The following is a 23,529-nucleotide window of genomic DNA, read 5'->3' as shown; positions in this document are numbered from 1 at the left end:
CGGCCGTTCAGACCACCCCCACCGGCCCGCGCAGCGCGGCGAGGCGCGCCCGTGCCTGCACCACGTCGCGCGTGCCCGCGCCGCCCACGATCGCGTCGCAAGCCGGTGCCAGCACCGCCTGCGCGTCCTGCGTGCGGCCCTGCGACTGCCAGAGGCCGGCCAGGTCCATCGCCGCGCGCAGCGCCAGCGAGCCGAGGCTGCGCGCGCGTGCGCAATCGAGCGCCTGCTGCATCCAGCCCTGGGCCTCGGCGCTGCGATCCAGCCCGGCGCGCCGCGCGCTCTGCAGGGTGAGCACGCCGGTCAGGCGACGGATCTCGGCCTCGTAGTAGCGCTCGCCGGTACGGTCCACGATGGCCAGCGCCTGTTCCAGCAGCGCGAGCCCGTCCTCGGGCCGGCCGCCCAGCGCGTGGCCCTCGGCGCGCATCGTGAGATAGAAAGGCGTGGTCACGACCGCGCCGGAGTCGGCCCAGGCCTCGAAGCCCTGCCGCATCTCCTCCCCGCCCGCGGCCACGTCGCCCAGGTCGGCGGCGATGCGGCCGCGCATCACGCGCGCATGCGCCAGCCACACGGCAAAGCCGTGGTCCTCGCACACGCGCACCGCGCGCTCGGCCGAGGCCAGCGCCTCGCGGTTCTCGCCGCGGAAGTGCAGCACCGCGGCGTGGAAGCCGTAGGCCTCGCCGATGCTGAACTGGTGCCTGATGCGCTCGGCGTGCGCGACCACGGCGACGACGCGATCGCGCGCCTCGTCGGGCATGCCCAGCTGCCACAGCGACCAGGCCGAGTAGCACAGGCACATCACGCCCGGGTCCTGCACCGCTTCGGGCCGGTGCGCCAGGCGCGTGGACTCGGCCCGGCACGCGTCCATGTCCTTGACGGCCTGCGCCATGTCGCCCTGGTGCATGCGGATGTTGGCCAGCGCCCAGAGCGTCTGCACGCGCTGGATGGCGGCGGTGGCGCTGTCGGCGCGCGCGCCTGCCTCCAGCGCGCAGGCGCGCGCCTTGTCGAAATCGGCGCGCATGAAGTGGTAGCCCTCTAGCCCCAGCAGGACGCGCATCGCCGCGGTCTGGTCGCCGAGCACCCGCGCCAGCTCCATGGCCCGGGCGTAGGCGCGCTCGACGCGTTCGGCGCCATAGCCGCGGGTGGCGATCAGCCGCGCGGCCAGCAGCAGCTGCAGCCGCAGTTCGGCGCGGTCGCGCTCGATGCCGGCCGGGTTGCGCGCCAGCACGGCCAGCGCATGGTTGGCATGGCCGATCGCTTCCGCGTTGGCCGAGCGCGAGGCCGCCTTGCGCGCGGCCGCTTCCCAGAAGCGCAAGGCCTCGGCGTCCATGCCGGCCTCGGTGTAATGGAAGGCCAGCAGCTCGGGCTGCCGCTGCGCCAGGTCCGGGAAGCGTTCGGCGATGACGCTGGCGATGACCTGGTGCAGGCGCAGCCGGTCGCGATCCAGCAGCGAGCCGTAGGCCGCATCGCGCATCAGCGCATGCCGGAACATGTAGCGCTCGCCATCGCCATCGCCGTCGTCCCTGGCCACCAGCATGCCCGCGCGCACGAGCTCGGCCAGCTGCGCATCGAGCGCCTCGGCGATGTCGGGCGAGCGCGCGTGCTGCACCACCGCGCGCAGCAGCGCGAGCGGGAACTCGCGGCCGATCGTTCCGCCCACCTGCGCGACCTGCTTGGCGGTGCCGAGGCGATCGAGCCGCGCGGCCAGCAGGTCCAGCACCGTTGCGGGCACCGGCATCGGGGCTGGACTGGGCATCGCCTGGTCCGCCCCCAGGTCGATCGCCATGCGTGCGGTCTCCTCGATGAAGAGCGGGATGCCGTCGGTGCGTGCCGCGATCAGCTGCACCAGTTCCGGCGGCAAGCGCCGGTCGCCGCAGGTTCCCGTCACCATCGCGCGCGCCAGCGCCGGGGACAGGCCCTGCAGTTCGGTCTCGTACACGGCGAAGCGGGGATGCCAGCGGTTCTCGCCGTCCGAGCGGACCGTCGCGAGGATGAGGAGCGCCTCGGCGCGCGTCGCAGTGGCCAGCCGGTCCAGGAACTCCGCCGTCGACGGATCGAGCCAGTGCGTGTCCTCGATGAACAGGCAGCCGGGCCGCTGCCGCAGGCGCAGCTGCGCCAGGTGCACGAGCAGGTCCACCGTCAGCTGGCGACGGCGCTGAGGCCCCTGGTCGAGGATGGGATGCGTCGCCGGCATGGGCAGCGAGAGCAGGTCGGCCAGCAGGGCCATCGCGCCCTCGTCGATGGGCCCGGCGCGCGACACCATGGCGCGCAACCGCGCGAGCACTCCTTCGGCGGGCTCGTCGGGCCGCAAACGCAGTTCGCTGCGCAGCGTCCGGATCAGCGGATGGAAGGCGCTGTTCACGTGCTCGGGCGAGCAGCGGCATTCGAACACCGCATGGCCGGCGTCCACCAGGATGCGCCTGAACTCGCGCACCAGGCGTGACTTGCCGATGCCCGCCTCGCCGAGGATCCGCACGATGCGCAGCGACCCAGCCCGCGCTGCGTCCCAGTGCGCCTGCAGCTTGTGCAGCTCGTCGTTGCGATTCACGAAGGGCGTCAGCGCCGGCAGTTCGGAGGCCGCCTGGCCTGCCGCCGAAGCGGGCAGCGCGGGCCCGACCAGCCAGTGGCACACCTGCTCGGTGTCGAATCCCTTCAGCCGCAGCGCCTGTGGGAGCGGCTCGAACCGGAAGCGGTCCTTGACGATGCGCCGTGTCGTGTCGCCCACGAGCACCGTGCCTGCCTCGGCCATCGCCTGCAGCCGCGCGGCCAGGTGGATGGCGGCGCCGACCGGCTGCCCGTCGCGGACCACCACCTGCCCGGTGCACACGCCGATGCGCACGTGCAGCCCCAGCCCGCGCACCGCGTCGACCACCTCGAGGCTGGCCTGCAGCGCCTGCGCCGCCGCGTCCTCGCGGGCCACCGGCGTGCCGAAGTAGCACATTGCACCGTCGTCGCCCTGGAAATCGTCGGGCGTGCCGCCGTGCGCGCGCACGATCTCCGCGCATTGCCGGTGGTACTGCGCCAGCACCTCGCTGTAGGCCTCGGCGCCCAGCTCGGCGATCAGGCGTGTCGAGCCGACCAGGTCGATCGACAGGATCGTCAGCTGCCGCAGGCTGTCGTCGACCGGCGTGCGGGATTCGCTGATCACGATTGACCCGTCGCCGGACAGCTCGGGGCGCAGTGCAGCCAGCGCGGCGATGCCGGCCTCGCGCCGGAACGCCACGCGCGCCGACCGCACGGCCCCGGCCAGCGTGGCGCCGCGCACCAGTGCCGCATACAGCGGCAGCATGAACTCGTGGGCCTGCGGATGCCCGCTGGACTCGCACGCGAGGATGTTCAGGCCGCAACGGCAGGCGCTGATCGCGACGGCGCGATTCGCAGCGCCCTGCGCGCCGTCGGCCAGCGATTCGTCCTGCGACAGCAGCAGGCGCGGCGGCGATTCGAGCGAGGCGATGGCGCCGATGTCCAGCGGCTCGCCCTCCCACCACCAGAGCGCCGAAGCGCCGGGGCCGGGCCTGCCGTCCACGCGGCCGACGTAATGCGCCACGTCGCTCGCGGCCATCAGGCGCAGCAGTTCGGAGCGGGGCAGGTCGCCCGCCGACACCATGCTGACCGCCAGGCCCGCCATGCTGCGAAGTCCCGCGTTCAGGCGCGACACCGCCGGCGGCGCCGACTTGCCGCCGGCGATCACCAGCACTTTCAGCGCGCCCCGGCCGGGGGCGTGGCGGGCCGCACGCAGGCCCGTGTCGGCGGCAAGGATGCGGCGCGTGAGGGGGAATCGCTCGCCCAGGAACTGCTCGCCGTCCCAGAGCAGTTCCCATGGTGCCCATGCAAGCGACGCATCGAGCTGCAGCGTGAGCGGAGCGGGTGCCGCAGTTCGCAGCAAGGCCGCGATCCCCGCTGGCAGCAGCTGGCCCAGCAGGCGGCTGCCGAGCTCGCGGATGGGGCGGCCGGTGTCGTCGTCGGAACGTCCGAGTGCGGCGTCGGCGATGCGGCCTTCGCACTCGCGCTGCAAGCCGGCGAGTCCTGTCTCAGCCGTTGGGATCGTCTCCATCCTCGCCATCGACCCGAGATCGGTGAGGGCTGCTGCCAGACCGCCCGGCTGCGCGAGCACCGTGAGGTACATCGGCGTGCCTTCCGCGGTGTTGGTTGCGCGGGGAGCCATGGGACGAGAGCTTGTCGACCGTGGGACGCATCCTTGGCGCGTGGCGCGGGCGTGTCAATCCCGGACGCGCGAACTCCGACGAAATGATTGGCGGGTGCGGCGAATCGACGAGATCGCAGCTCAGCGGGCCACTGACGGACCATCCCTGCGATCGGCAGCGGAGTACAACGGCACTTGCGCGAACGCCACGCGCGCCTGCCTCAGCCATGGTGCGGACGGTGGCGACGCCCTGAGAGGACCACCATGCCCAAGCCGACGCAACCATCCAGCCTGGGGCTGCGAAGCGTGCTGCTGCTGCGCGGCCTGTCGCCGCAACGCCTGGACGACATCTCGCGCCAGTGCGCATGGCGCCGCTTCGAGGCGGGGCAGACGCTGATCGCGCGCGAGCAGGGCGATCGCGACCTGCACATGATCGTCGCGGGCGCCGTGCGCGTCACGAGCTACTCGCCGGGCGGACGCGAGACCAGCTTCCGCGAACTGCAGGCAGGGACGTCGTTCGGGGAGATGGCCGCGATCGATGGTCGCCCGCGCTCCGCAGATGTCATCGCGCTGCGCCCGGGCCTGCTGGCGTCGCTGTCGCCTGCGAACTTCCGCACCTTGCTGCAGCAGGAGTGGACGGTGAACGAGCGCGTGCTGCTGCAACTGACGGAGCTGGCCCGCGGCCTGATCGACCGCGTCGTCGACCTGAGCACGTTGAGCGTGCAGCAGCGTGTGTGCCTCGAACTCGTTCGCCTGGCGCAGGGCGCCGGAGGGGCGGGCAACGAGGTGCGCATCGCGCCTGCGCCGAAGCATGCGGACCTCGCACACCTGGTGAGCAGCTACCGCGAGCAGGTCACGCGCGAGCTGTCGGCATTGGCGAAGGCCGGCGTGCTCGCCCGCCAGGATGGCGCCCTGGTGGTGCGCGACCTGGACCGCCTGAAGCACATGGCCAGCCGGCAGGTGGCGCACTAGCACCGCGCGCTGCGACCTCGCGGATCCGGTGCGCTGGCGCACATCGGAAACAGCGTGGGATCTCCAGCATGGACTCCGTCGTCGCGTGATGCGCGCGGCGGCAGTCAACCACTACTGGAGATCGTCATGAACCGCACCTACCTCGCTCCCATCACCATGGCCGTGCTCGCTGCCGCGGGATATGCCTGTGCCGGCGAAATCACCGTCGACCCCGAGCCCTTCGTCTCGGTCGCCTCGCGCGCGCAAGTGCAGGAGGAACTGCGCCAGTTCCGCCAGGCCGGCGTCAATCCGTGGGCCGACCAATACAACCCCGTGGCGCACTTTCGCAGCAGCCTGAGCCGGTCCGGCGTCAAGGCCGACTACATGGCCTCGCGCGACTCGGCCGCCGCCTTCTCCGGCGAAGACAGCGGCTCGAGCTACCTGGCGCGCATGCATGCGCCGATGCCCCGCCGCACCGAGCTGGCCCACGCGGAATGAATGCCATGTCGCCCGCTCCCATCGGGCCGGTCCGCCTGCCGGAGCGGGCCGGTGCCATCCGCCTCGTGCCGGCCGGCTGGGGCGCGGTGATCTCCGCCGTGGTGGTGCTCGCCTTCAGTGCCGTGTCGCACACGGACTGGGCGATGGCCCGCGAGGAGTCGCTGCGGCAGCGCTGCTCGTTCGTCGCGACGATGCTGGCCGTCGGCGTGCGGCTGTGGGTTCAGCGGGGGAGGGGATGAGCAGGAGCCTCCGGCGGCTCCCACCCGAGCAGCTCGGCCAGCCGCGTCAGCACCCAGGACAGCTCGTCCTCCTGGAGTGCGGATTCGGGGCCGGACAGCGCCACGCGAAGCGCCGACAGCACGTCACGTTCGCTGCCGCCGGTCTTGAACAGCAGCGTGCCGGCCTGCTCGGTGAGCATCTGCGCCATGTCCTCGCACAGCTCGTAGCGCACGCGCACGTGCGACATCGGCTCGGTCAGGCGGTGTCCGCCGGGCGTGGTGAACAGCGCCACGAAGGACGGCGGCACCTCGATCTGGTTGGGATCGTCCATCGCGCAGGTCAGGCGCGATGCGGGACCAGGGCGGCCTTGCCGACGATGGCGTGCGCATCGAGCCGCACGGAGACTTCGGCGTTCGAGCCTTCCGGCGCATCGGCCTCGAAGGCCTGCGAGAAGCCGGCGACGATCGCGCCGAGCGCGAGCACCGCGCCCGCGATGTACGCGAGCCGCGCCAGACGCAGCGATCCGGAGGCATGGGCGGCCAGCACGGGCACGGCGGCCAGTGCCAGGACGGCGAGGCCGGCGAGGCTCACCACGAGGCCGGCGTCGGCATCGGTGGCGAAGGTCCACCAGGCGGCGAATGCCACGGTGACCACCAGCAGGGTGGACGATCCGGTGGCCAGTGCTTGTCGTGCCCCCTCGGGCGCAGGCTCAGTCATGTCTTGTGTGAAGGCTGTCGAACCGGGCAGCTTAGCAGGCCGCCCAGCGCGGCCCGCTCCACTCCGGCCCGCACGCCGCTTCGACGCGCAGCCCGCCTGGCAACTCGATCGCGGACGCATGCAGCCACAACCGCTGCACGCCGAGCCAGTGCGCCACCGCGCGGTTGTGCGCGCCCTTGCCATGCGTGGTGTCGCCCACCAGCGGATGCGCGATGTGCTTGAAGTGCCGGCGGATCTGGTGACGCCGGCCGGTGAGCGGCACGACCTCCATCAGCGCATAGCGACTGGCGGGATGGCGCCCGTCGACGCTGAAGGGCCACTCGAAGCAGGCGAGGCGGCGGTAGCGCGTCACCGCCTGCACGCGTGGCTGGCCGGCCGAGGGCAGCTCGGGATCACGGGCGAGGGCATAGTCGATCTCGCCTTCCTGCTGCGGCCAGCCGCGCACGAGCGCGACATAGCGCTTGCGGACTTCGGCCGCCTCGAACGCCAGGCCCCAGTGTCGCGCAGCCTGCGGCGTGCGCGCGAACAGCAGCACGCCGCTGGTGCCCTTGTCGAGGCGGTGCAGGGGATGGAGGCGTTCACCCAGCTGGTCGCGCAGCAGCTCCAGCGCGCTTTGCCCTGCGTGCGCATCGAGGCCAGTCGGATGCACCAGCAGGCCCGGGGGCTTGTCGATCGCCACGAGGTCGGCGTCGCGGTGGAGGATGTTCAGGAGGGGTGAACTGGTCATCAGCAACCCGGCAGCTTAGCCACCCGCAGCGATCCCCTCGCGTTGGTGTCGTGCGACGCGGGGCGCGTCACGTTCCGAGAGCCTGTCGTGCACCGAAGGACTAGCCTTTTCGCCTGCACCGCGACTTCGAAAGTGTGCACCTCAACGCTTCGGCGAGGCATCCATTCGCAACAGCACATTCGTCCTACGGCGCGTAGGTCGAAGTCCGACGGGAAAGGCTGGCATGCCACCGACAGCATGGCTGACCCAGCGAGTGGTTCGCCGGGGTGGAGACCAGGTTCATGCAAACAACAATCAGCAGTGCGGCCAGGAAGCGGCTTGCACTTGTCGCGTTCACATCGCTGTGGTTGAGCGCGTGTGGCGGTGGTGGTGGCGGCGAGACGGTCGCAGCAGCACCGTCGACGCAACCATCAGCCGCCGGCTCGCCGTCACCGGCGCCAACACCGTCTCCGACGCCGGCGACCGCCGCGCCGGGGCCGGCCGCCTCCGGGCCGGTGGCGCCGGCGCCCGGGAGCGGGTCGGCAGCGTCGCCTTCGGCCGGGCCAGTTGCCTCGCCGGTGCCGGCCCCCGCACCTGGTGCATCGCCCGCGCCTGCGCCTTCGTCCGGCGGCAGTGCGGCTCCGGCCGCCACGCCTGTGCCCGCCAGCAACGCGGTGGAGCTGTCCGCCGACACGGTGGCGGCGATGAACACCGACTACGAGGTCCGCAGCAGCGGCGGCGCGCAGATCACGTTGCGGCTGAGCCAGGACTACAGCATCGCGCCGGGAGCGCACAACGTGTTGCCGGCCAACGGGGATCGCGTCAGCGTGAGGGGAACGGGCACCACGCCGTGGAGGATCCTCACCGGCACCAGGTACGCCGGGGCGCCCGCATCGGGATCGTTGGCCCCTTACGTGATCGACACCACGCAGCTGGCCGGCAATGCTCCGGCTGGCGTGAACTGGTCGCCGCGCCTGGCACCGGCCATGTGGCACGCAGTCGCGACCGACAACCTCGGTCGCATCGTGCTGGCTGCGGACAATCCCGGCCAGCTTCGGGTGTCGAGCGACGGCGGTCAGACCTGGGTGACGGGCAATGCCCCGGGCGGCCTGAACTGGGTTTCGGTCGCCGTGGCCAACTCGCCCTGCTGCGGCGATTCCATCGGGTACACGAACCAGACGATGCTGGCGGCGGCCTATGGCGGCGGTCTGTATGTCAGCTACGGCGGCGCGAGCTGGCAGGCGGTCTCGTCCAAGGACCCGGCGATCGACTTCAGCAACCGCGAATGGGAGGCCGTGGTCGCGAACCTGGGCGGCGGCGGAGCGGCCGCGGTGCTCAACGGTCCCATCTACTACACGGTGGGCACGATCGCCGCGAACGTGCCATGGCAACAGGCTACCCTGGTCGGCTCCAGCGTTCCGCTGGTGCGGCCGTGGCGTGCGATGGCCAACGCGGGCGGCGGCGCCACCACCGTCGCGGTCAGCGAGGATGGGGGCGTCTTCGTCTCGACCGACGCGGCCCACACCTGGGTGCCGCGTCCCGTGACCATCGCGGGCAGCGTCGTCGCCGAGGGCTGGTACCGCGTGGGCTTCTCGGCGGATGGCAACACCATCGCTGTCGCGGGCCGCTTCAACTCGGGCCTGTACGTCTCGCACGACCAGGGGCTGACCTGGTCGAGGGCGCCGACGCCCACGGGTGACTACACCGCCGTCTCGGTCTCGGGCGATGGCCGCACCATCGCTGCCACCATGACCAACGGCACGAGCGGAAACGGCAGCGTGCAGTTGTCGCGTGACGGCGGCGCGACCTTCTCGCCCGCGACCATGCCCGGCACGGACACCAACTGGCGCGCGGTGGCCATGTCCTCCGATGCGAACTTCATGGCCGTTGCCGCAGGCACGTTCACGATGACCACGGGCCAGCTGTACACGTCGCTGGGCAACCGGACCACCTACGGCGTCGGCTCCCTCGTGGGCGGGCAGGGTTCGTTCGTCGACCTGGAATACGTCGGCTCTGATACATGGAAGGTCCGTTCCTCGTCGGGACCGATCGAGATCCGCTGAGCCAGCGGACAGTGGCCGCTCCCGCGGCCACTCACCCCGCTGGTTCGGCCGCGATCAGCGCCAGCCGCTGCAACTCCAGGCGGGTGTCCTGCAACGTGCGCCGCAGGGCCTCCACCGACGGGCCGAAGTCCTCGTGCGCGGCGGCCAGCGCCTCGATCCGCCGCGCCAGCGCGGACAGCCGATCGAGGCCGAACGTGCCGGCCGTTCCCTTGAGCCTGTGGGCCTGGGCCACGACATCGGCGGGCTCGTCCTGCCGCTGCAGGCCCTCGCAACACTGCTGCGCGGTCTCCAGCGTGGACGCCAGCATCCGGGCCAGGGCCGGCGACCCCGCCAGCTTGCGCAGCTTGTCGATCGCAACGCCGTCGACGAGCACCGGCTCGGTGGCATCCGTGTTGGCCGTGCCCGCCGATGGCGGTGACGGGCGCGCCCCGGCGAACCGGCCCAGCGCGGACCAGAGTTCATCCCACACGATCGGCTTGCGCAGGCAGGCATCCATGCCCGCGGCCAGATAGCTTTCGCGCTCGTGCGCCATCACGCTCGCGGTCAGTCCGAGGATGGGCAGGCTCGCGAACTCGCCGCCAAGGCTGCGGATGCGCCGCGTGGCCTGCACGCCATCCATCACCGGCATCTGCACGTCCATCAGCACCACGTCGAAACGCCGGCCTCGCACACGCTCGATCGCCTCCTGGCCGTTGTGCGCGAACTCCACCGAATGGCCCGCACGGCGAAGCGCGATGCCCAGGATCTCGCGGTTCACTTCCACGTCCTCGACCACCAGCAGGGCCAGCGGGCCGGGGGCAGGGCTGCATCGGCGGCCGAGGCCTTGCTGGTTTCCGGCGCCTGCGCCACCTGGAACGGGATCTCGAACCAGAACCTGCTGCCCTGTCCGGGCTGGCTCTCGACCGTGATCTCTCCCTCCATGGCGCGCACGAGCTGCTGGCTGATGGCCAGCCCCAGGCCCGAGCCGCCATAGCGGCGCGCGATGGAGTTGTCGGCCTGGTCGAAGGCCTCGAACACGTGGCGCAGGTACTCCGGCGCGATGCCGATGCCGGTGTCCTGCACCTGGAATCGCAGGCGCGCCGAACCCTGCGCGTCGGGCGCAGCGACGGCGGCGACGGAGGTGGAGACGGAGCCGCGCTCGGTGAACTTGACCGCGTTGCCGACGATGTTCAGCAGCACCTGCCGCAGCCGCGTGGGATCGCCGCGCAGGTGCTGCGGGACCGCGGGGTCGATGTCGCAGGAGAACGCCAGCTGCCGCTCGGAGGCGAGCGGGGCCACGATCGAGCGCACCTGCTCGATCACGTCGGGCATCGAGAACGTCACCTCCTCCAGCTGCAGCCGGCCCGACTGCAGGCGCGAGAAGTCGAGGATGTCGTTGATGATGTGCAGGAGGTGCCGTCCCGACACGCGGATCGAGTCGACGAACTTGCGCACGTGCGGCGGCAGGTCCTCCTGCTCCAGCAGGTCCACCATGCCCAGCACGCCGGTCATCGGGGTGCGGATCTCGTGGCTCATGGTGGCCAGGAACTGCGTCTTGGCATTGCTCGCCCGCAGTGCGAGGTCGCGCGCCTTCTTGAGCTCGGTGACTTCGGTGGCGAGGGCGAAGTAGCCCTGCACCACGTCACCGGCGAAGTCGGGGATGTAGTGGACCTGCCAGGTCGAGCGGCGACCGCTGGCCTCGACCAGGTCCTGCTCGAACTGCTGCGGCATGCCCTGGAGCACCAGCTGTTCATGCTGGCTGGATTCGTCCAGCCGGCCGGCCAGCGCGGCCTGGATGGACGACAGCTCCAGGTCGTGGATCCCGAACACCTCCCGGAACCGCAGGTTGGCGAACAGGCATCGCCCCTCCCGGTCCCAGTAGGAGATGCGCGCCGGCATGTGGTCGGTGATGGTGCGCAGGAACTGCTCGCGCGAGTCGACCTGCACCAGGGCCTTGGTCCGTCCGCGATCGACCAGCCGCGTCAGCAGCGCCAGCGCCAGCGTGAGGCCCAGGCCGAGGATCGCCATGGCCCAGGGGACGAGGCTGTCCACCACGGGCCGCAGGCGCGGGCCGGCCGCGACGTCCACGATGTAGGCGCGCCCGCCGGCCACGATCGGCCGCGAACTCAGGTAGGTCCAGGCGCCGCCGAGCAGCTGGGAGTGGACCAGCTGCCGTCCGCCATCGGTTTCGTCATAGAGCCAGACGTTCAGGTCGACGCCCAGCTGGTTCACCGCGCTTCCCAGCATCTCGCGCGCGACGATGGGCGCGAAGACGACCAGTTCCAGCGCATTGCGCCTGTCCTGCGCCGTGCGCGGGGAGCCCCGGTAGATCGGCAGGTACAGCACCATGCCCAGCCCCTTGCGCTCGTCCTGCAGCAGGGTGAGGGGCTCGGTGAAGGTGGCCTCGCCGGTGTCGACGGCATGCTCCAGCGCCGCACGCGCGGCAGGGATCGAGCCGACGTCGAAGCCGAGGGCGCCGTTGTTCTGCGCGGAAGGCTCGAGGCTGCGCACCACGAACAGGTCGGGGGCATCGTTCGCCCTGGCGCGAACCGCGAAGGCCGGAACGCCGGCCCGGCGCTGGCTGGCCTCGAAGGCCGCGACCTGGTCGCGGCGCAGATGCTCGATGACCCCGAATCCGCGCAGGCCCGAATCGTCGCCGCCCAGCCCCCGCCGGGCCCAGTACAGGCGCAGGTCACTGGCGTCGAGCCGGCCGGTCACCGCGTGCATGGCCGCGATGTCGCCGAGGCTGTTCGCCACCTGCGTCATGTGCCGGTCGATCAGCGATTGCAGCGTTTCCGCCTCGCGCGTGAACCGGCCGCGCTCCTGCGCATCGAGGGCCGACATCCAGCCCCAGATGGCGCCTGCGGTGAGCAGGACCCCGAGCAGCAGCACCGCCAGCGGCACCAGCCCCAGGTCCAGGTGCTTCAGTCCCTTGAAATCCGGGGCTCGGGGGCGAAACTTCACCCGCGCATTGTCGGGGATTCGCCGTCGCGCACTGCGGCGTGGAGGGCCCGTGCCGCGACACCCGCGACGTCGGCGAGCCTCGCGTTGCGCCGCGGCGTCAGCGCTTGCGCATCATGATGGCCTTCACCCAGCCGCTGCCGTTCGGCGTGGCGACCTTCATGAAGCCGTTCTGTTCCTCGCCTTCGAAGACCACCTCGTCGCTGCGCCCCAGCACCGCCAGCTGGCCGTCTTCGTTGACGCCGCGAAACACCTTCACGCCCGCGATCTTCGGGACGTAGACGTCACCGGCGTTGCCGGCGAAGCCGGACTTCACGCTGCCGGCTGCGTTGGCCTGCGATGCCGCGCTGCCCCTGGCCTGGATCAGCGACGGGTTGTTGCGGATCGAGAGGACGATCTTGTTCCAGTTGTCCAGGAACGAGGCGGCGACGATCTTGCCTTCCACGGTGTTCGTGTAGCCGCCCAGCGCACCGGCCGCGCCGCCGCCGAACAGCGCGCCACCGAGGTTGAAGTCGGTCTTCTGCGCGCTGCCTTCGGCCGCCGCCACCTGCATGCCCGAGCGGGTGTCGGCCACCAGCATCGACGTCTGCGCTTCCTTGAACTTGAGGCCGCCGGCGATCGCGCCGATGGCGGCCGCGCGGCCACCCAGCAGGCCGCCGAGTGCGCCGCCGGCGCCGCCGGCGTTCTGGTTGGAGAACACCACCGAGGGCGTCACCACGAAGTCCGCGGCCACCATCTGTCCCTTGCCGAGGTTCTGCCCCGACTGCAGCTCGCCGCCGGCCGCCAGCTGCCTTTCCTGCATCAGGGTGCGCATGCCCGTGCCACGCTCCACGACCTGGAAGCAGTTGGACTGCTGGATGATGAGGCGGATCATGCTGGTGGGCGAACCCAGTCCCACCGACTGCAACGCGTGCAGCACCTGGCCCTGCGGCTCGACGACGGCGAGCGTGCCCTTGGGCGCGTCGCATCGCTCCACCTGGCCGGGGTCGCCGGCCGGACCGCCACCGCCGCCCAGCGTCTGGGCCTGGACCAGCGACACCGCGGCCGCTGCGCCGATGGCCAGGAAGGTTCTGGACGTGCGTGGCATGTTCGACTCCTGCGAAGTGAAGAAGGGGAGGCAAATTGTTGCGGTTGCCTGCCCCTCTGTCAGCATCCATTGGGAGGTGTCGCGGCCAGATGAACCCAGCCGGAGGACCGGCTGGGTTGCCCGCTACCGCGTCGCGAACGTCATCAGCTCCGCAGGCTCTTCGGTGGCGCAGGTGCTGCATCCGGCCGGCGACGTCGCCGACGAGACCGGCAGGAACGCCTTGCCGGTGGCCGGATCGACGGCGATCGAGTGCGCGTTGTTCCCGGTGCGGACCTGGGCGACCAGCGTGCGCTGCGCCGCGTCGATCACCGCCAGCACGGGCGTGCACGGAGAGGCGGCGCTGCAGTTGCCGCCCGCGGCGGCCGTGCCCGACGCCGTCCAGCGGCTCGCGGCCACGTAGTAGCGGTTGTTGCCCTGGTCGTACTGCATCTGGTCGCCGCCGCCGGCGTTGAGGCTGGCCAGGAGGGCGCCGTTGGTCCTGTCCATGATCTGCACCAGCAGCGGCGCGCCCGTCGTTCCCTCGCGGCATCCGACCGCGATGTCGGTGCCGGGGCCAAGCGCCAGGCCGGTGGGATCGCAGTTGCCTTCGTTGTAGGTGCGCAAGCCGGCCAGCGTGGTGTAGTTCACCGAGCCGCCGGCCGCGATGGCGCGGATGGCGGGGCCCGGCAGCACGTCGAGTTCGCCGTGCGGGTTGGCGGTGGTGCCGTCGTTGTTGATGTAGAAGGCGTCCGTCGTCGGGTCGTACGCGCACGCTTCGAGCCCGGCGGAAGGGGCGCCGCTGCTGTCGGTGAAGGCCACCTGCGCCACCACGGTCTGCGTGTTGGTGTCGATCAGCGTGACGAAGGGCACGTCGGCCTCCGGCGCGGCAATCATGTACAGGTGGTGCGCGCTGTCCACGCACGACTCGTCGTTGCGGTGGCCGCCGGCCGGGATGGAGATCGACTTGACCACCTGCTGCGCGGCAGGGTCGACGACCTTCACCGAGTCGACATCGCCGACGTACAGCAGGTTGCCCACGAGGTCGATGCCGTTGGGACCGGACCGCGAGTTGTCCGTGGCGCCGGTGGCCGTCTTCGCCGTGCCCGCGAAGGCCAGCGCGCCGGTGCCCTTGATCTGCGCGACCTGCCGGCTGTTGCCCGTGTCGAAGACGTCGACGGCGGCGTTGTTGCGGTCCGTCACGTAGTAGCGGTTGCCTGACACGAGGCCGATGTCGAAGCCGAAGTTGGTGCCGGCGCCCACGCCCTGGACCGGGGTGGTGGCAAGCAGCTGCGCGCCGGTGGCCCTCGCGCTGACGGGAGTCCCGCCACCGCCTCCGCATGCATAGAGCAGTGCGGCCGCAGCCGTGATTGCGAGCAGACCCAGATGGTGTTTCATCGACCTCTCCTTGTTGCTTCGCCCAAGCCGGGCACGACCATCGTAGGAGTGGGTCCGCAAACACTGCACCTCTGCGCGGGTTTCTCCCGGGACGCCGGGTTGCGAACAGTCACGCCCCGCTGACTGCAGCCTGAGTGCGCGGAACTTTCGGTTTGCTTTGTCCGCTCTGCCGGTAGCATCGCGCGCCATGAACCCACTCGCGCTCACCCGCCGCGGCGTGCATCGCCTCGCAGCCACCACCGTGCTCGCTTCCGTGATTCCGGCGTGGGCCAACGCACCGGCTTCCAGCGCGAAGGCCGGATCGGCCGCGCTCGCTGCATTGGCGGAGACCTACTACCGCGGCAAGTGGGCGCTGTTCCCGGTCGATGCCACCGAGGCCGCCGGCGATCCGGCCTACGAGGCCGCGTTCGAGATCGACATCGCGCCGGCGCACCGCCGGCGGCAGGAGCGCTTCTATCGCAGCATCCTCGCGCAGCTGCGGCGAATCGATGCGACGTCGCTGTCCCCGGCCGATCGCACCACGTGGGACCTCCTGGCGTACGAAGCGCAGGACCGGCTCGACACCATGGCGGTGCCCTGGCACCTGATGCCAGTCGGCCATGCCGACAGCCTGCCGGTGAAGTTCGCGCAGTGGGCCGGCGGCACCGGCGCGCAGCCGATGAAGACCACGGCTAACTACGACCATTTCCTGCGGCGGCTGGAAGGCCTGCCGGGATGGATCGAGCAGGCGATGCGCAACATGGACGAAGGCATCGCGAAGGGCATCACGCTGCCGCGCGTGCTCGTGGAACGCACGCTGCCGCAGCTGCAGATGGTGGACACCGCCGACGTCGAGCAGAGCCCGTACCTCGCCGGCATTCGCAGGTTCCCGGACACGGTGCCGTCGGCGGATCGCGCGCGCCTGGGTGCTGCCTACCGCGCCGTCGTCACGCGCAACGTCGCGCCCGCCGTGCACCGGTTGCACGTTTACATGCGCGAGCGCTACCTGCCCGCCGCGCGCACCAGCTCCGGCTTCGGCGCGTTGCCCGGCGGCGATGGCTGGTATCGCCTGCAGGTGCGATCGAGTACCACGACGTCGATGGAGCCCGCAGCGATCCACGCGCTGGGCCTGCGCGAGGTGGACCGCATCCGCGGCGAGATGGTGCGCGTGCAGAAGCGCCTGGGCGACGACGGTCCGCTCGATGCCTTCCTGGTGCGCATGGACAAAGCGCCCGAGCAGAACCCGTTCCGCAGCGAGGCCGAGGTGATCGAGGCGTACCGCAAGATCAACGAGCGGGTGAAGGCGAAACTGCCGCTGCTGTTCGAGCGCGCGCCGAAGGCGGGCCTCGACATCCGCGCGGTGGAACCGATCCGGCGCGACACGGCGTCCGACCACTACGTGCCGCCGGCGCCCGACGGCTCGCGGCCCGGCGTGTTCTACACGGTGGTGACCGACCCGGCGCAGTACAACGCCATGCGCATGACCGCGCTGTTCCTGCACGAGGGGCAGCCCGGCCACCACTACCACATCGCGCTGCAGCAGGAACTGCCGCTGCCGCGCTTCCGCCGCACCGGCTGGTACGACGCGCATGGCGAAGGCTGGGCGCTCTATGCAGAAGGCCTGGGCAGCGACATGGGCCTGTACGACGATCCCGCGCAATACCTCGGCCGGCTGTTGATGGAACTTCACCGCGCCGTGCGGCTGGTGGTGGACACGGGCCTGCATGACAAGGGCTGGCCGCGCGAGAAGGCGATCGCGTACGTGCGCGAGCAGGAAGGCCGCGACGAGGATTCGGCGCGCCGTGCGATCGAGCGCTACATGGCCTGGCCGGGCCAGGCGCTGTCGTACAAGGTCGGCGAGTTGAAGATCCTCGAGTTGCGCGAGCGCGCCCGCGCGGCACTGGGATCGCGCTTCGACATCCGCGCCTTCCACACGCAGGTGCTCGGCGAGGGCGTGATGCCGCTGCAGATGCTGGAGGCGCGCATCGACGCGTGGATCGCCAGCCAACGCTGAGGCAGGCCTGCGCGGCCGTGGGCCGTTCGCCACGAACTCACCGACGCAAACAACTCTTCAAGGTTTGTCACTGCTGGGCCGGAGTGCGAGTCGTAGAACCCGCAGACCCGATCACTGGAGACAACCCATGCGTGCGATCACCCGCGTTCGACGGCTCTCGGTTCTCGTTCAGTTCAGCGCGCTGGCGCTGGCGGCCTGCGGCGGCGGAGGAGGCGGCGACACGCCCGCGCCCACGCCGGTCGCGACCGCGCCCAGCGACGCACCGTCGGCATCAGGACCGGCCGCGCCCGCTCCCGCACCTTCGGCATCCGGGCCTGTGGCGCCCGGACCAGCACCGTCAGCATCCGGGCCTGTGGCACCCGCACCCGCACCGTCGACGTCCGGTCCTGCGGCACCCACACCGGCACCTTCGGCATCCGGGCCTGCGACACCCGCTCCCGCACCTTCGGCATCCGGGCCTGCGGCACCCACCAACGCGCCTGTCTGGACCGCGGTGGCAAGCGTCGGGTCCCAGGTGTGGCACTGGCTCTCGTCCAATGCGACGGGCGACGTGCTCGTGGCGGGCGAGACGGCCGAGGGCACGCAGCCGGGGCGGCTTCGCCTGTCCACGGACGCCGGCAAGACCTGGACGACCCCGGCGGACTTGCCCGCGGGTGTCTGGATTTCGAGCGACCTGTCGGCGGACGGCAGCCGCATCGTGGCCGTGCAGTTCCAGGGTGGCATGTACCTGTCGACGGACCGCGGCGCGACGTGGAAGCAAGTCACCGCTGCGCAGGTCGAGCGGACGGGTGGTTTCAAGTTCGAATCGGTCACCATGTCGCGCGATGGCATGCGGCTCGCCGCGACGGTTCGGGACTCCTCCGACACGCAACCGGGTCCCGCTGTCGGCGACGGGTACCTGGTGCTGAGCAACGATGGCGGCACGACGTGGACCAGGGCGACCTTGCCGGCCACGACGCAGCCCAAGGTCATGCGCGCCGTCGACAGCTCGGCCGACGGACAGGTGATCGTCGCTGTCTCGCAGGGCGGCGACGTGTTCCGCTCCGCCGATGCCGGCGCCACGTTCACGCTGGTGCCGGTGGTGGTGGGCACTCCGGCCGTGGCGACATCCGAGAACTGGTACCGGGTCAAGACGTCCGCGGACGGCAAGACCATCGCTGTCGCCGCAAACTCGATCGAGACCACCGGGACCGGCGGCACCGGCATCTACGTCTCGCGCGACGGCGGCACGACCTGGACCAAGGGGCTGGACCGCAGGGGCGACTACACGGCGATCGCGATGTCCGATGACGGCGCCACGATCGCCGCGACGATCTCCAATCCCAATCCCAACAACACCACCCTCACCACGCCGGGGCAGGTGGTGCGATCGATCGACGCTGGTGCAACGTTCCAGCCGCTGACGATGCCGGCGGGCACGACGGACTGGCGCGCCATCGCCATGTCATCCGACGCCGACCGGCTGGCCGTGGCAGCGGGCTTCTATCTCACCAGGGAAGCCGGGCCGCTGTACCTGTCCAGCGGCAACCGCGCGCAGTAGGCGCGGCGGCAGCCTCGGGACGTTCGCACCGCATCGATCCGGCGGGCACGCGCGCCAACCCCGTGTTGGTGCGCGTGCGTGGCCCGCACCGGTGCCCCGCCATCTGCTGGTGCACTGCGAGCCCGCGCCACGCGCGCGATGCACGCATTCGATGCTGGCACACCGCTTGCGTAGGAGGTTCCCGACTGCTGTCGGTCAACCACCTACTCACACGGAGCTGCCAACATGAATCGTCGAGGGAATCTCAAACTCCTCACCGCCTCCATCGCCCTGGGCCTGGGCCTCACGGGCGTGTCGCATGCGCAGGGCAGCGACACCATCAAGGTCGGCGTGCTGCACAGCCTGTCCGGCACGATGGCGATCTCCGAGACGGTGCTCAAGGACACCGTGCTGATGGCGATCGACGAGATCAACGCCAAGGGCGGCGTGCTGGGCAAGAAGCTCGAGCCGGTGGTGGTCGACCCTGCATCGAACTGGCCGCTGTTCGCCGAGAAGACGAAGCAGCTGCTCGGCCAGGACAAGGTGGCCGTGATCTTCGGCTGCTGGACCAGCGTGAGCCGCAAGTCGGTGCTGCCCGTCGTGGAGGAAATGAACGGCCTGCTGTTCTATCCCGTGCAGTACGAGGGCGAGGAGCTGTCGCGCAACGTGTTCTATACAGGCGCAGCGCCCAACCAGCAGGCGATTCCCGCCGTCGAATACCTCATGAGCAAGGAAGGCGGCGGCGCCAAGCGCTTCGTGCTGCTGGGCACCGACTACGTGTACCCGCGCACCACCAACAAGATCCTGCGCGCGTTCCTGAAGTCCAAGGGCGTGAAGGACAGCGACATCGACGAGAAGTACACGCCGTTCGGCCACAGCGACTACCAGACCATCGTCGCCGACATCCGCAAGTTCTCGGCGGGCGGCAAGACCGCGGTGATCTCCACCATCAACGGCGATTCCAACGTGCCGTTCTACAAGGAGCTGGGCAACGCCGGCCTCAAGGCCAAGGACGTGCCGGTGGTGGCCTTCTCGGTGGGCGAGGAGGAACTGCGCGGCGTCGACACCAAGCCGCTGGTGGGCCACCTGGCCGCGTGGAACTACTTCATGTCGATCAAGAGCCCGGCCAACATCGAGTTCATCAGGAAGTGGAGCGCGTACGCCAAGGCCAAGAACATCGCCGGCCACAAGGACAAGCCGCTGACCAACGACCCGATGGAGGCCACCTACATCGGCATCAACATGTGGAAGCAGGCGGTGGAGAAGGCCAGGTCGACCGACGTCGACAAGGTGATCGCCGCGATGGGCGGCCAGACCTTCCAGGCGCCGTCGGGCATCGTGTCGAAGATGGACGAGAAGAACCACCACCTGCACAAGTCGGTGTTCATTGGCGAAGTGAAGGCGGATGGCCAGTTCAACGTGGTGTGGAAGACGCCGGGCCCGGTGAAGGCCAGGCCGTGGTCGCCGTACATCGAAGGGAACGACAAGAAGAAGGACGAGCCGGACGGCAAGTCGAAGTTGTGACGGTGTCATGCCGGGCCCGGCCCGCATCCAGCGACGGTTGCCTGGACTGGTGCCGCCTGGATTGCGGGTCGAGCCCGCAATGACAGCCAGCCCAAGGCGTCCTTACCGGACCCTCTGCGATGCGCGGCGTGCCGCGCATCCCACAGGCTCCTGCATGCAACGACTCCTCCTGCTTCTCGCATTCGCCTGGTCCACCCAGGCCCACGCCCTCACCGACGCCGAGGCGCGCGGCATGGCCATCGGCGAGAGCGATGCGCGCATCGCCGCGATCAACCAGGCCATGCCCAGGGCCGATGCGCGGACTGCCGCCTTCCTGCAGGCGCTGGCCGACGACGCGGTGAAGACGGCCGGCGACAAGGTCTTCGTGGTGCGCGACGACAAGGCCACCGACCCGGTCACTGGCGCTGGCGTGCAACTGCCTGCCGACGCCGAGGACGTCGTCAACAACAACCGCATGCGCGGCGAGATCGACGGTGCGCTGGCGGCACTGCAGCTGTTCTCGGAGGACGTGCGACAGCGCGCCGCTGCGGTGCGCGCACTGCAGCAGGAGCCGGATGAATCGCGGCTGCCGCTGATCGAAAAGGCGCTGGTCGCCGAGAAGGACGCAGGCATCAAGGAGCAACTCGCGCTCGTCCGCGCAGCAGCCCTGCTGGGCAGCAGCGACACGGCTCGACGGCTCGAGGCCGCGCGCCTGCTCGCGAGCAGCCGAACGCCTGCGACGCAGACCCTGCTGGCCAGCCGCGTCCGGCAGGAAAGCGATCCCGCGGTGAAGGCCGCACTGCAAGCCTCGCTGCGGCAGGTGCAAGCCTCGCTTGCATGGGCCGATCGCCTCGGCCAGGTGTTCACCGGCATCAGCCTGGGTTCGATCCTGCTGCTCGTGTCGCTCGGCCTGGCTATCACCTACGGCCTGATGGGCGTGATCAACATGGCGCACGGCGAGCTGATGATGGTGGGCGCCTATGCGACGTACGTCGTGCAGGGGCTGTTCCGCCACTGGGCGCCGGGGTTCTTCGACTGGTACCTCGTCGCGGCCGTGCCGGCGTCCTTCCTCGCGGCAGCCCTGGTCGGCGCGGTGCTCGAACGTGGCGTGATCCGTTTCCTGTATGGCCGCCCGCTCGAGACGCTGCTGGCGACCTGGGGCATCAGCCTGGTGCTGATGCAGCTGGTGCGAACGCTGTTCGGCGCGCAGAACGTCGCGGTCGAGAACCCCAGCTGGATGAGCGGCGGCATCGCCGTGATGCCGAACCTGCAGCTGCCGCTGAACCGCCTTGTGATCGTCGGCTTCGCGATCGCCGTGCTGCTGGCCATGGGCTTCCTGGTCGCGCGCACGCGCCTCGGGTTGTTCGTGCGTGGCGTCACGCAGAACCGTTCCATCGCCTCGTGCATGGGCGTGAACACGGCGCGCGTGGACACGTACGCGTTCGCGCTCGGCTCCGGCATCGCGGGCCTGGCAGGTTGCGCACTCAGCCAGGTCGGCAACGTGGGGCCCGACCTCGGGCAGGCGTACATCGTGGATGCCTTCATGGTGGTGGTGCTGGGCGGCGTGGGCCAGCTGGCGGGCACCGTGTATGCGGCGCTCGGGCTGGGCATCCTGAACAAGTTCATCGAGGGCTGGGCCGGCGCGGTGCTGGCGAAGATCGCCGTGCTGGTGCTGATCGTGGTGTTCATCCAGAAGCGGCCGCAGGGGCTGTTCGCGGTGCGTGGCCGCAGTGCGGAGGCCTGAGATGGACCGCGCACCCGAGGCGATCACACGCACCCCGACCTTGCTGCCGGCGCCCAGGCCGCTGTTCTCCTTCGCCGGCTGGACCGCCGTGCTCGTGGCCCTGGTGCTCGTCTGCGCCGTGGTCCCCGCACTGAACCTCCTGGTGCCCGCCGACAGCGCGTTCCACCTCGGCGAGTACGCCGTCGCCCTGCTCGCCCGGATCATGTGCTACGCCATCTGCGCGCTGGCAATGGACCTGATCTGGGGCTGCACCGGCATCCTCTCGCTCGGCCATGGCTTGTTCTTCGCGCTGGGCGGCTACGTGATGGGCATGTACCTGATGCGGCAGATCGGCCGCGACGGCAGCTACCACAGCGACCTGCCCGACTTCATGGTGTTCCTCGACTGGAAGCAGCTGCCCTGGCACTGGGCGCTCTCCGACAGCTTCGTCGCCACCTGCCTGCTGGTGGTGGCATTGCCCGCGCTGGTGGCGTTCGTGTTCGGCTTCTTCGCCTTCCGCTCGCGCATCAAGGGCGTGTACTTCTCGATCATCACGCAGGCGCTGACCTACGCGGCGATGCTGCTGCTCTTCCGCAACGAGACCGGCTTCGGCGGCAACAACGGCTTCACCGACTTCAAGCGCCTTCTGGGCATTCCGCTGCAGACGGCGCAGATGCGCATGGCCCTGTTCGTGGTCACCGGGCTGGTGCTGGTCGGCTGCTTTCTGGGCGCCCGCTGGCTGGTGCGCTCCAAGTTCGGCCGCGTGCTGCTGGCGATCCGCGACGCCGAGTCGCGCACCATGTTCTGCGGCTACAACCCCGTGCGCTACAAGCTCGCGGTGTGGACGCTCTCGGCGGTGATGTGCGGCGTGGCCGGCGCGCTGTACGTGCCGCAGGTGGGCATCATCAACCCCGGCGAGATGAGCCCTGCCAACTCGATCGAGATCGCCGTCTGGGCGGCGGTCGGCGGCCGGGGCACGCTGGTGGGACCGATCGCCGGCGCGTTCCTGGTCAATGGCGCCAAGAGCTGGCTCACGGTGGTCGCGCCGGAGTTCTGGCTCTACGTGCTCGGCGCGCTGTTCATCGGCGTCACGCTGTTCCTGCCCGAGGGCGTGGCCGGCCTGGCGCGCAAGGCCTGGAGGAAGCGATGACACCGGACCTGTTGGACGAGGGCGCGCGCCGCGCCGCCGCCCACGCTGCACCCGCAGCACAGACCGCATCCGGCGGGCGCGCCGCGGGGTTCGCGCGCCCGGTGGCGGAAGGCGAGGTGGACGTGAGCCACGGCCGCATCCTGTACCTCGACGACGTGTGCGTGAGCTTCGACGGCTTCCGCGCGATCAATGGGCTGTCGCTGGACATCGCGCCCGGCGAACTGCGCTGCATCATCGGCCCCAACGGCGCGGGCAAGACCACGATGATGGACATCATCACCGGCAAGACGCGCCCGGACAGCGGCACCGTCTTTTTCGGCAGCACGATCGATCTCCTGCGCTACAAGGAGGCGGAGATCGCGGAGCTGGGCATCGGCCGCAAGTTCCAGAAGCCCACGGTCTTCGAGCAGCTCACGGTGTTCGAGAACCTGGAGCTGGCGCTCAAGGCCGACAAGGGCGTTCGCGCGTCGATGCGGTTCCGCCTGGACGGCGAACAGGCCGACCGCCTGGCGCACGTGCTGCGCACGATCCAGCTCGAAGCCGCCGTCGACCGCCTGGCCGGCACGCTGAGCCATGGCCAGAAGCAGTGGCTGGAGATCGGCATGCTGCTGATGCAGGACCCGAGGCTGCTGCTGCTGGACGAACCGGTGGCCGGCATGACCGACGCGGAGACCGAACGCACGGCCGAACTGTTCCTGTCCCTGAAGGGCAACCATTCGCTGGTCGTGGTGGAGCACGACATGGCCTTCATCCAGTCGATCTCCGAGAAGGTGACCGTGCTGCACGAAGGCAGCGTGCTGGCCGAGGGATCGCTGGCGCAGGTGCAGAACGACGAACGTGTCATCGAGGTGTACCTCGGTCGTTGAACCTTGAACTTCCAAACGCAGAAGACGCAGAAGTGCGCAGAAGTCGCAGAAACAATCTCTTCAAGAAGAAGGAATCCAT

General features: G+C 70.2%; 19 protein-coding genes. 10 read left to right on the top strand and 9 right to left on the bottom strand.

The features are described 5' to 3' along the window. Nucleotides 1-7: 7 nt before the first annotated feature. Nucleotides 8-4,162 carry an ATP-binding protein gene (locus ACPWT1_RS21400; RefSeq protein WP_427913146.1) on the bottom strand — a complete coding sequence of 1,385 codons (4,155 nt, stop codon included), beginning with the start codon at nucleotides 4,160-4,162 and terminating at the stop codon, nucleotides 8-10. Between the two features lie 243 nt (nucleotides 4,163-4,405). Between ACPWT1_RS21400 and ACPWT1_RS21395 the strand changes: the two genes are divergently transcribed. The 3 genes from ACPWT1_RS21395 (at nucleotide 4,406) to ACPWT1_RS21385 (ending at nucleotide 5,829) form a co-directional block, all read left to right on the top strand. Continuing rightward, the gene (locus tag ACPWT1_RS21395) at nucleotides 4,406-5,113 is read left to right on the top strand and encodes a Crp/Fnr family transcriptional regulator (RefSeq protein WP_427913145.1); all 708 of its coding nucleotides are present in this window, start codon (nucleotides 4,406-4,408) and stop codon (nucleotides 5,111-5,113) included. Nucleotides 5,114-5,239: 126 nt separating this feature from the next. Further along, complete coding sequence (locus ACPWT1_RS21390; protein WP_427913144.1) at nucleotides 5,240-5,590, top strand: DUF4148 domain-containing protein; 351 nt, start codon at nucleotides 5,240-5,242, stop codon at nucleotides 5,588-5,590. A 5-nt stretch (nucleotides 5,591-5,595) separates the two neighbouring features. Next, nucleotides 5,596-5,829: a hypothetical protein gene (locus tag ACPWT1_RS21385; RefSeq protein ID WP_427913143.1), complete on the top strand. Its 234-nt coding sequence runs from the start codon at nucleotides 5,596-5,598 to the stop codon at nucleotides 5,827-5,829. Here the strand turns inward: ACPWT1_RS21385 and ACPWT1_RS21380 are convergent. The 4 genes from ACPWT1_RS21380 to ACPWT1_RS21365 all read right to left on the bottom strand — a co-directional run bounded on the left by ACPWT1_RS21380 (nucleotide 5,811) and on the right by ACPWT1_RS21365 (nucleotide 7,944). Next, nucleotides 5,811-6,140 carry a hypothetical protein gene (locus ACPWT1_RS21380; protein WP_427913142.1) on the bottom strand — a complete coding sequence of 110 codons (330 nt, stop codon included), beginning with the start codon at nucleotides 6,138-6,140 and terminating at the stop codon, nucleotides 5,811-5,813. The two genes, ACPWT1_RS21385 and ACPWT1_RS21380, sit on opposite strands and share 19 nt — an antisense overlap. Before the next feature lie 8 nt (nucleotides 6,141-6,148). After that, the gene (locus ACPWT1_RS21375; protein ID WP_427913141.1) at nucleotides 6,149-6,526 is read right to left on the bottom strand and encodes a hypothetical protein; all 378 of its coding nucleotides are present in this window, start codon (nucleotides 6,524-6,526) and stop codon (nucleotides 6,149-6,151) included. Between the two features lie 31 nt (nucleotides 6,527-6,557). Next, nucleotides 6,558-7,253, bottom strand: a complete 696-nt coding sequence (locus tag ACPWT1_RS21370; protein ID WP_427913140.1) for a pseudouridine synthase — start codon at nucleotides 7,251-7,253, stop codon at nucleotides 6,558-6,560. A 184-nt stretch (nucleotides 7,254-7,437) separates the two neighbouring features. Then, complete coding sequence (locus ACPWT1_RS21365) at nucleotides 7,438-7,944, bottom strand: hypothetical protein (protein ID WP_427913139.1); 507 nt, start codon at nucleotides 7,942-7,944, stop codon at nucleotides 7,438-7,440. Between ACPWT1_RS21365 and ACPWT1_RS21360 the strand changes: the two genes are divergently transcribed. Continuing rightward, on the top strand, nucleotides 7,937-9,295 hold the full coding sequence (locus tag ACPWT1_RS21360) for a hypothetical protein (protein WP_427913138.1): 1,359 nt from the start codon (nucleotides 7,937-7,939) through the stop codon (nucleotides 9,293-9,295). The two genes, ACPWT1_RS21365 and ACPWT1_RS21360, sit on opposite strands and share 8 nt — an antisense overlap. 31 nt (nucleotides 9,296-9,326) lie before the next feature. On the opposite strand, the gene ACPWT1_RS21355 is transcribed toward ACPWT1_RS21360, so the two are convergent. The 4 genes from ACPWT1_RS21355 to ACPWT1_RS21340 form a co-directional block, all read right to left on the bottom strand. Then, complete coding sequence (locus ACPWT1_RS21355) at nucleotides 9,327-10,052, bottom strand: response regulator (RefSeq protein WP_427913137.1); 726 nt, start codon at nucleotides 10,050-10,052, stop codon at nucleotides 9,327-9,329. Further along, nucleotides 10,049-12,238, bottom strand: coding sequence for a CHASE domain-containing protein (locus ACPWT1_RS21350; RefSeq protein ID WP_427913136.1), 2,190 nt, complete (start codon nucleotides 12,236-12,238; stop codon nucleotides 10,049-10,051). The genes ACPWT1_RS21355 and ACPWT1_RS21350 overlap by 4 nt, the downstream gene beginning before the upstream one ends. Nucleotides 12,239-12,335: 97 nt before the next feature. Then, nucleotides 12,336-13,322, bottom strand: a complete 987-nt coding sequence (locus ACPWT1_RS21345; RefSeq protein ID WP_427913135.1) for a CsgG/HfaB family protein — start codon at nucleotides 13,320-13,322, stop codon at nucleotides 12,336-12,338. Between the two features lie 123 nt (nucleotides 13,323-13,445). Further along, a complete protein-coding gene (locus tag ACPWT1_RS21340; RefSeq protein ID WP_427913134.1) occupies nucleotides 13,446-14,696 on the bottom strand; it encodes a hypothetical protein in 1,251 nt (416 codons plus the stop codon). Nucleotides 14,697-14,883: 187 nt separating this feature from the next. Here ACPWT1_RS21340 and ACPWT1_RS21335 point away from each other — a divergent pair, with 187 nt between their 5' ends. From ACPWT1_RS21335 to urtD, 6 genes are all read left to right on the top strand, one after another. Beyond that, the gene (locus tag ACPWT1_RS21335; protein ID WP_427913133.1) at nucleotides 14,884-16,689 is read left to right on the top strand and encodes a DUF885 domain-containing protein; all 1,806 of its coding nucleotides are present in this window, start codon (nucleotides 14,884-14,886) and stop codon (nucleotides 16,687-16,689) included. Between the two features lie 493 nt (nucleotides 16,690-17,182). Beyond that, nucleotides 17,183-18,229, top strand: a complete 1,047-nt coding sequence (locus ACPWT1_RS21330) for a WD40/YVTN/BNR-like repeat-containing protein (protein WP_427913132.1) — start codon at nucleotides 17,183-17,185, stop codon at nucleotides 18,227-18,229. Between the two features lie 225 nt (nucleotides 18,230-18,454). Further along, the gene (gene urtA, locus ACPWT1_RS21325) at nucleotides 18,455-19,732 is read left to right on the top strand and encodes an urea ABC transporter substrate-binding protein (RefSeq protein WP_427913131.1); all 1,278 of its coding nucleotides are present in this window, start codon (nucleotides 18,455-18,457) and stop codon (nucleotides 19,730-19,732) included. Between the two features lie 154 nt (nucleotides 19,733-19,886). Continuing rightward, nucleotides 19,887-21,455: an urea ABC transporter permease subunit UrtB gene (gene urtB, locus ACPWT1_RS21320; protein WP_427913130.1), complete on the top strand. Its 1,569-nt coding sequence runs from the start codon at nucleotides 19,887-19,889 to the stop codon at nucleotides 21,453-21,455. A 1-nt stretch (nucleotide 21,456) separates the two neighbouring features. Beyond that, nucleotides 21,457-22,584 carry an urea ABC transporter permease subunit UrtC gene (gene urtC / locus ACPWT1_RS21315; protein WP_427913129.1) on the top strand — a complete coding sequence of 376 codons (1,128 nt, stop codon included), beginning with the start codon at nucleotides 21,457-21,459 and terminating at the stop codon, nucleotides 22,582-22,584. Next, nucleotides 22,581-23,450, top strand: a complete 870-nt coding sequence (gene urtD / locus ACPWT1_RS21310) for an urea ABC transporter ATP-binding protein UrtD (RefSeq protein WP_427913128.1) — start codon at nucleotides 22,581-22,583, stop codon at nucleotides 23,448-23,450. Before urtC ends, urtD begins: the two co-directional genes overlap by 4 nt. Nucleotides 23,451-23,529 lie beyond the last annotated feature (79 nt).

This window comes from Ramlibacter sp. MMS24-I3-19, from assembly GCF_050320135.1.
Lineage (GTDB): Bacteria > Pseudomonadota > Gammaproteobacteria > Burkholderiales > Burkholderiaceae_C > Ramlibacter.
The sequence above is the reverse complement of the archived record's forward strand: the minus strand, read 5'-3'. Positions and strand labels throughout refer to the sequence as shown.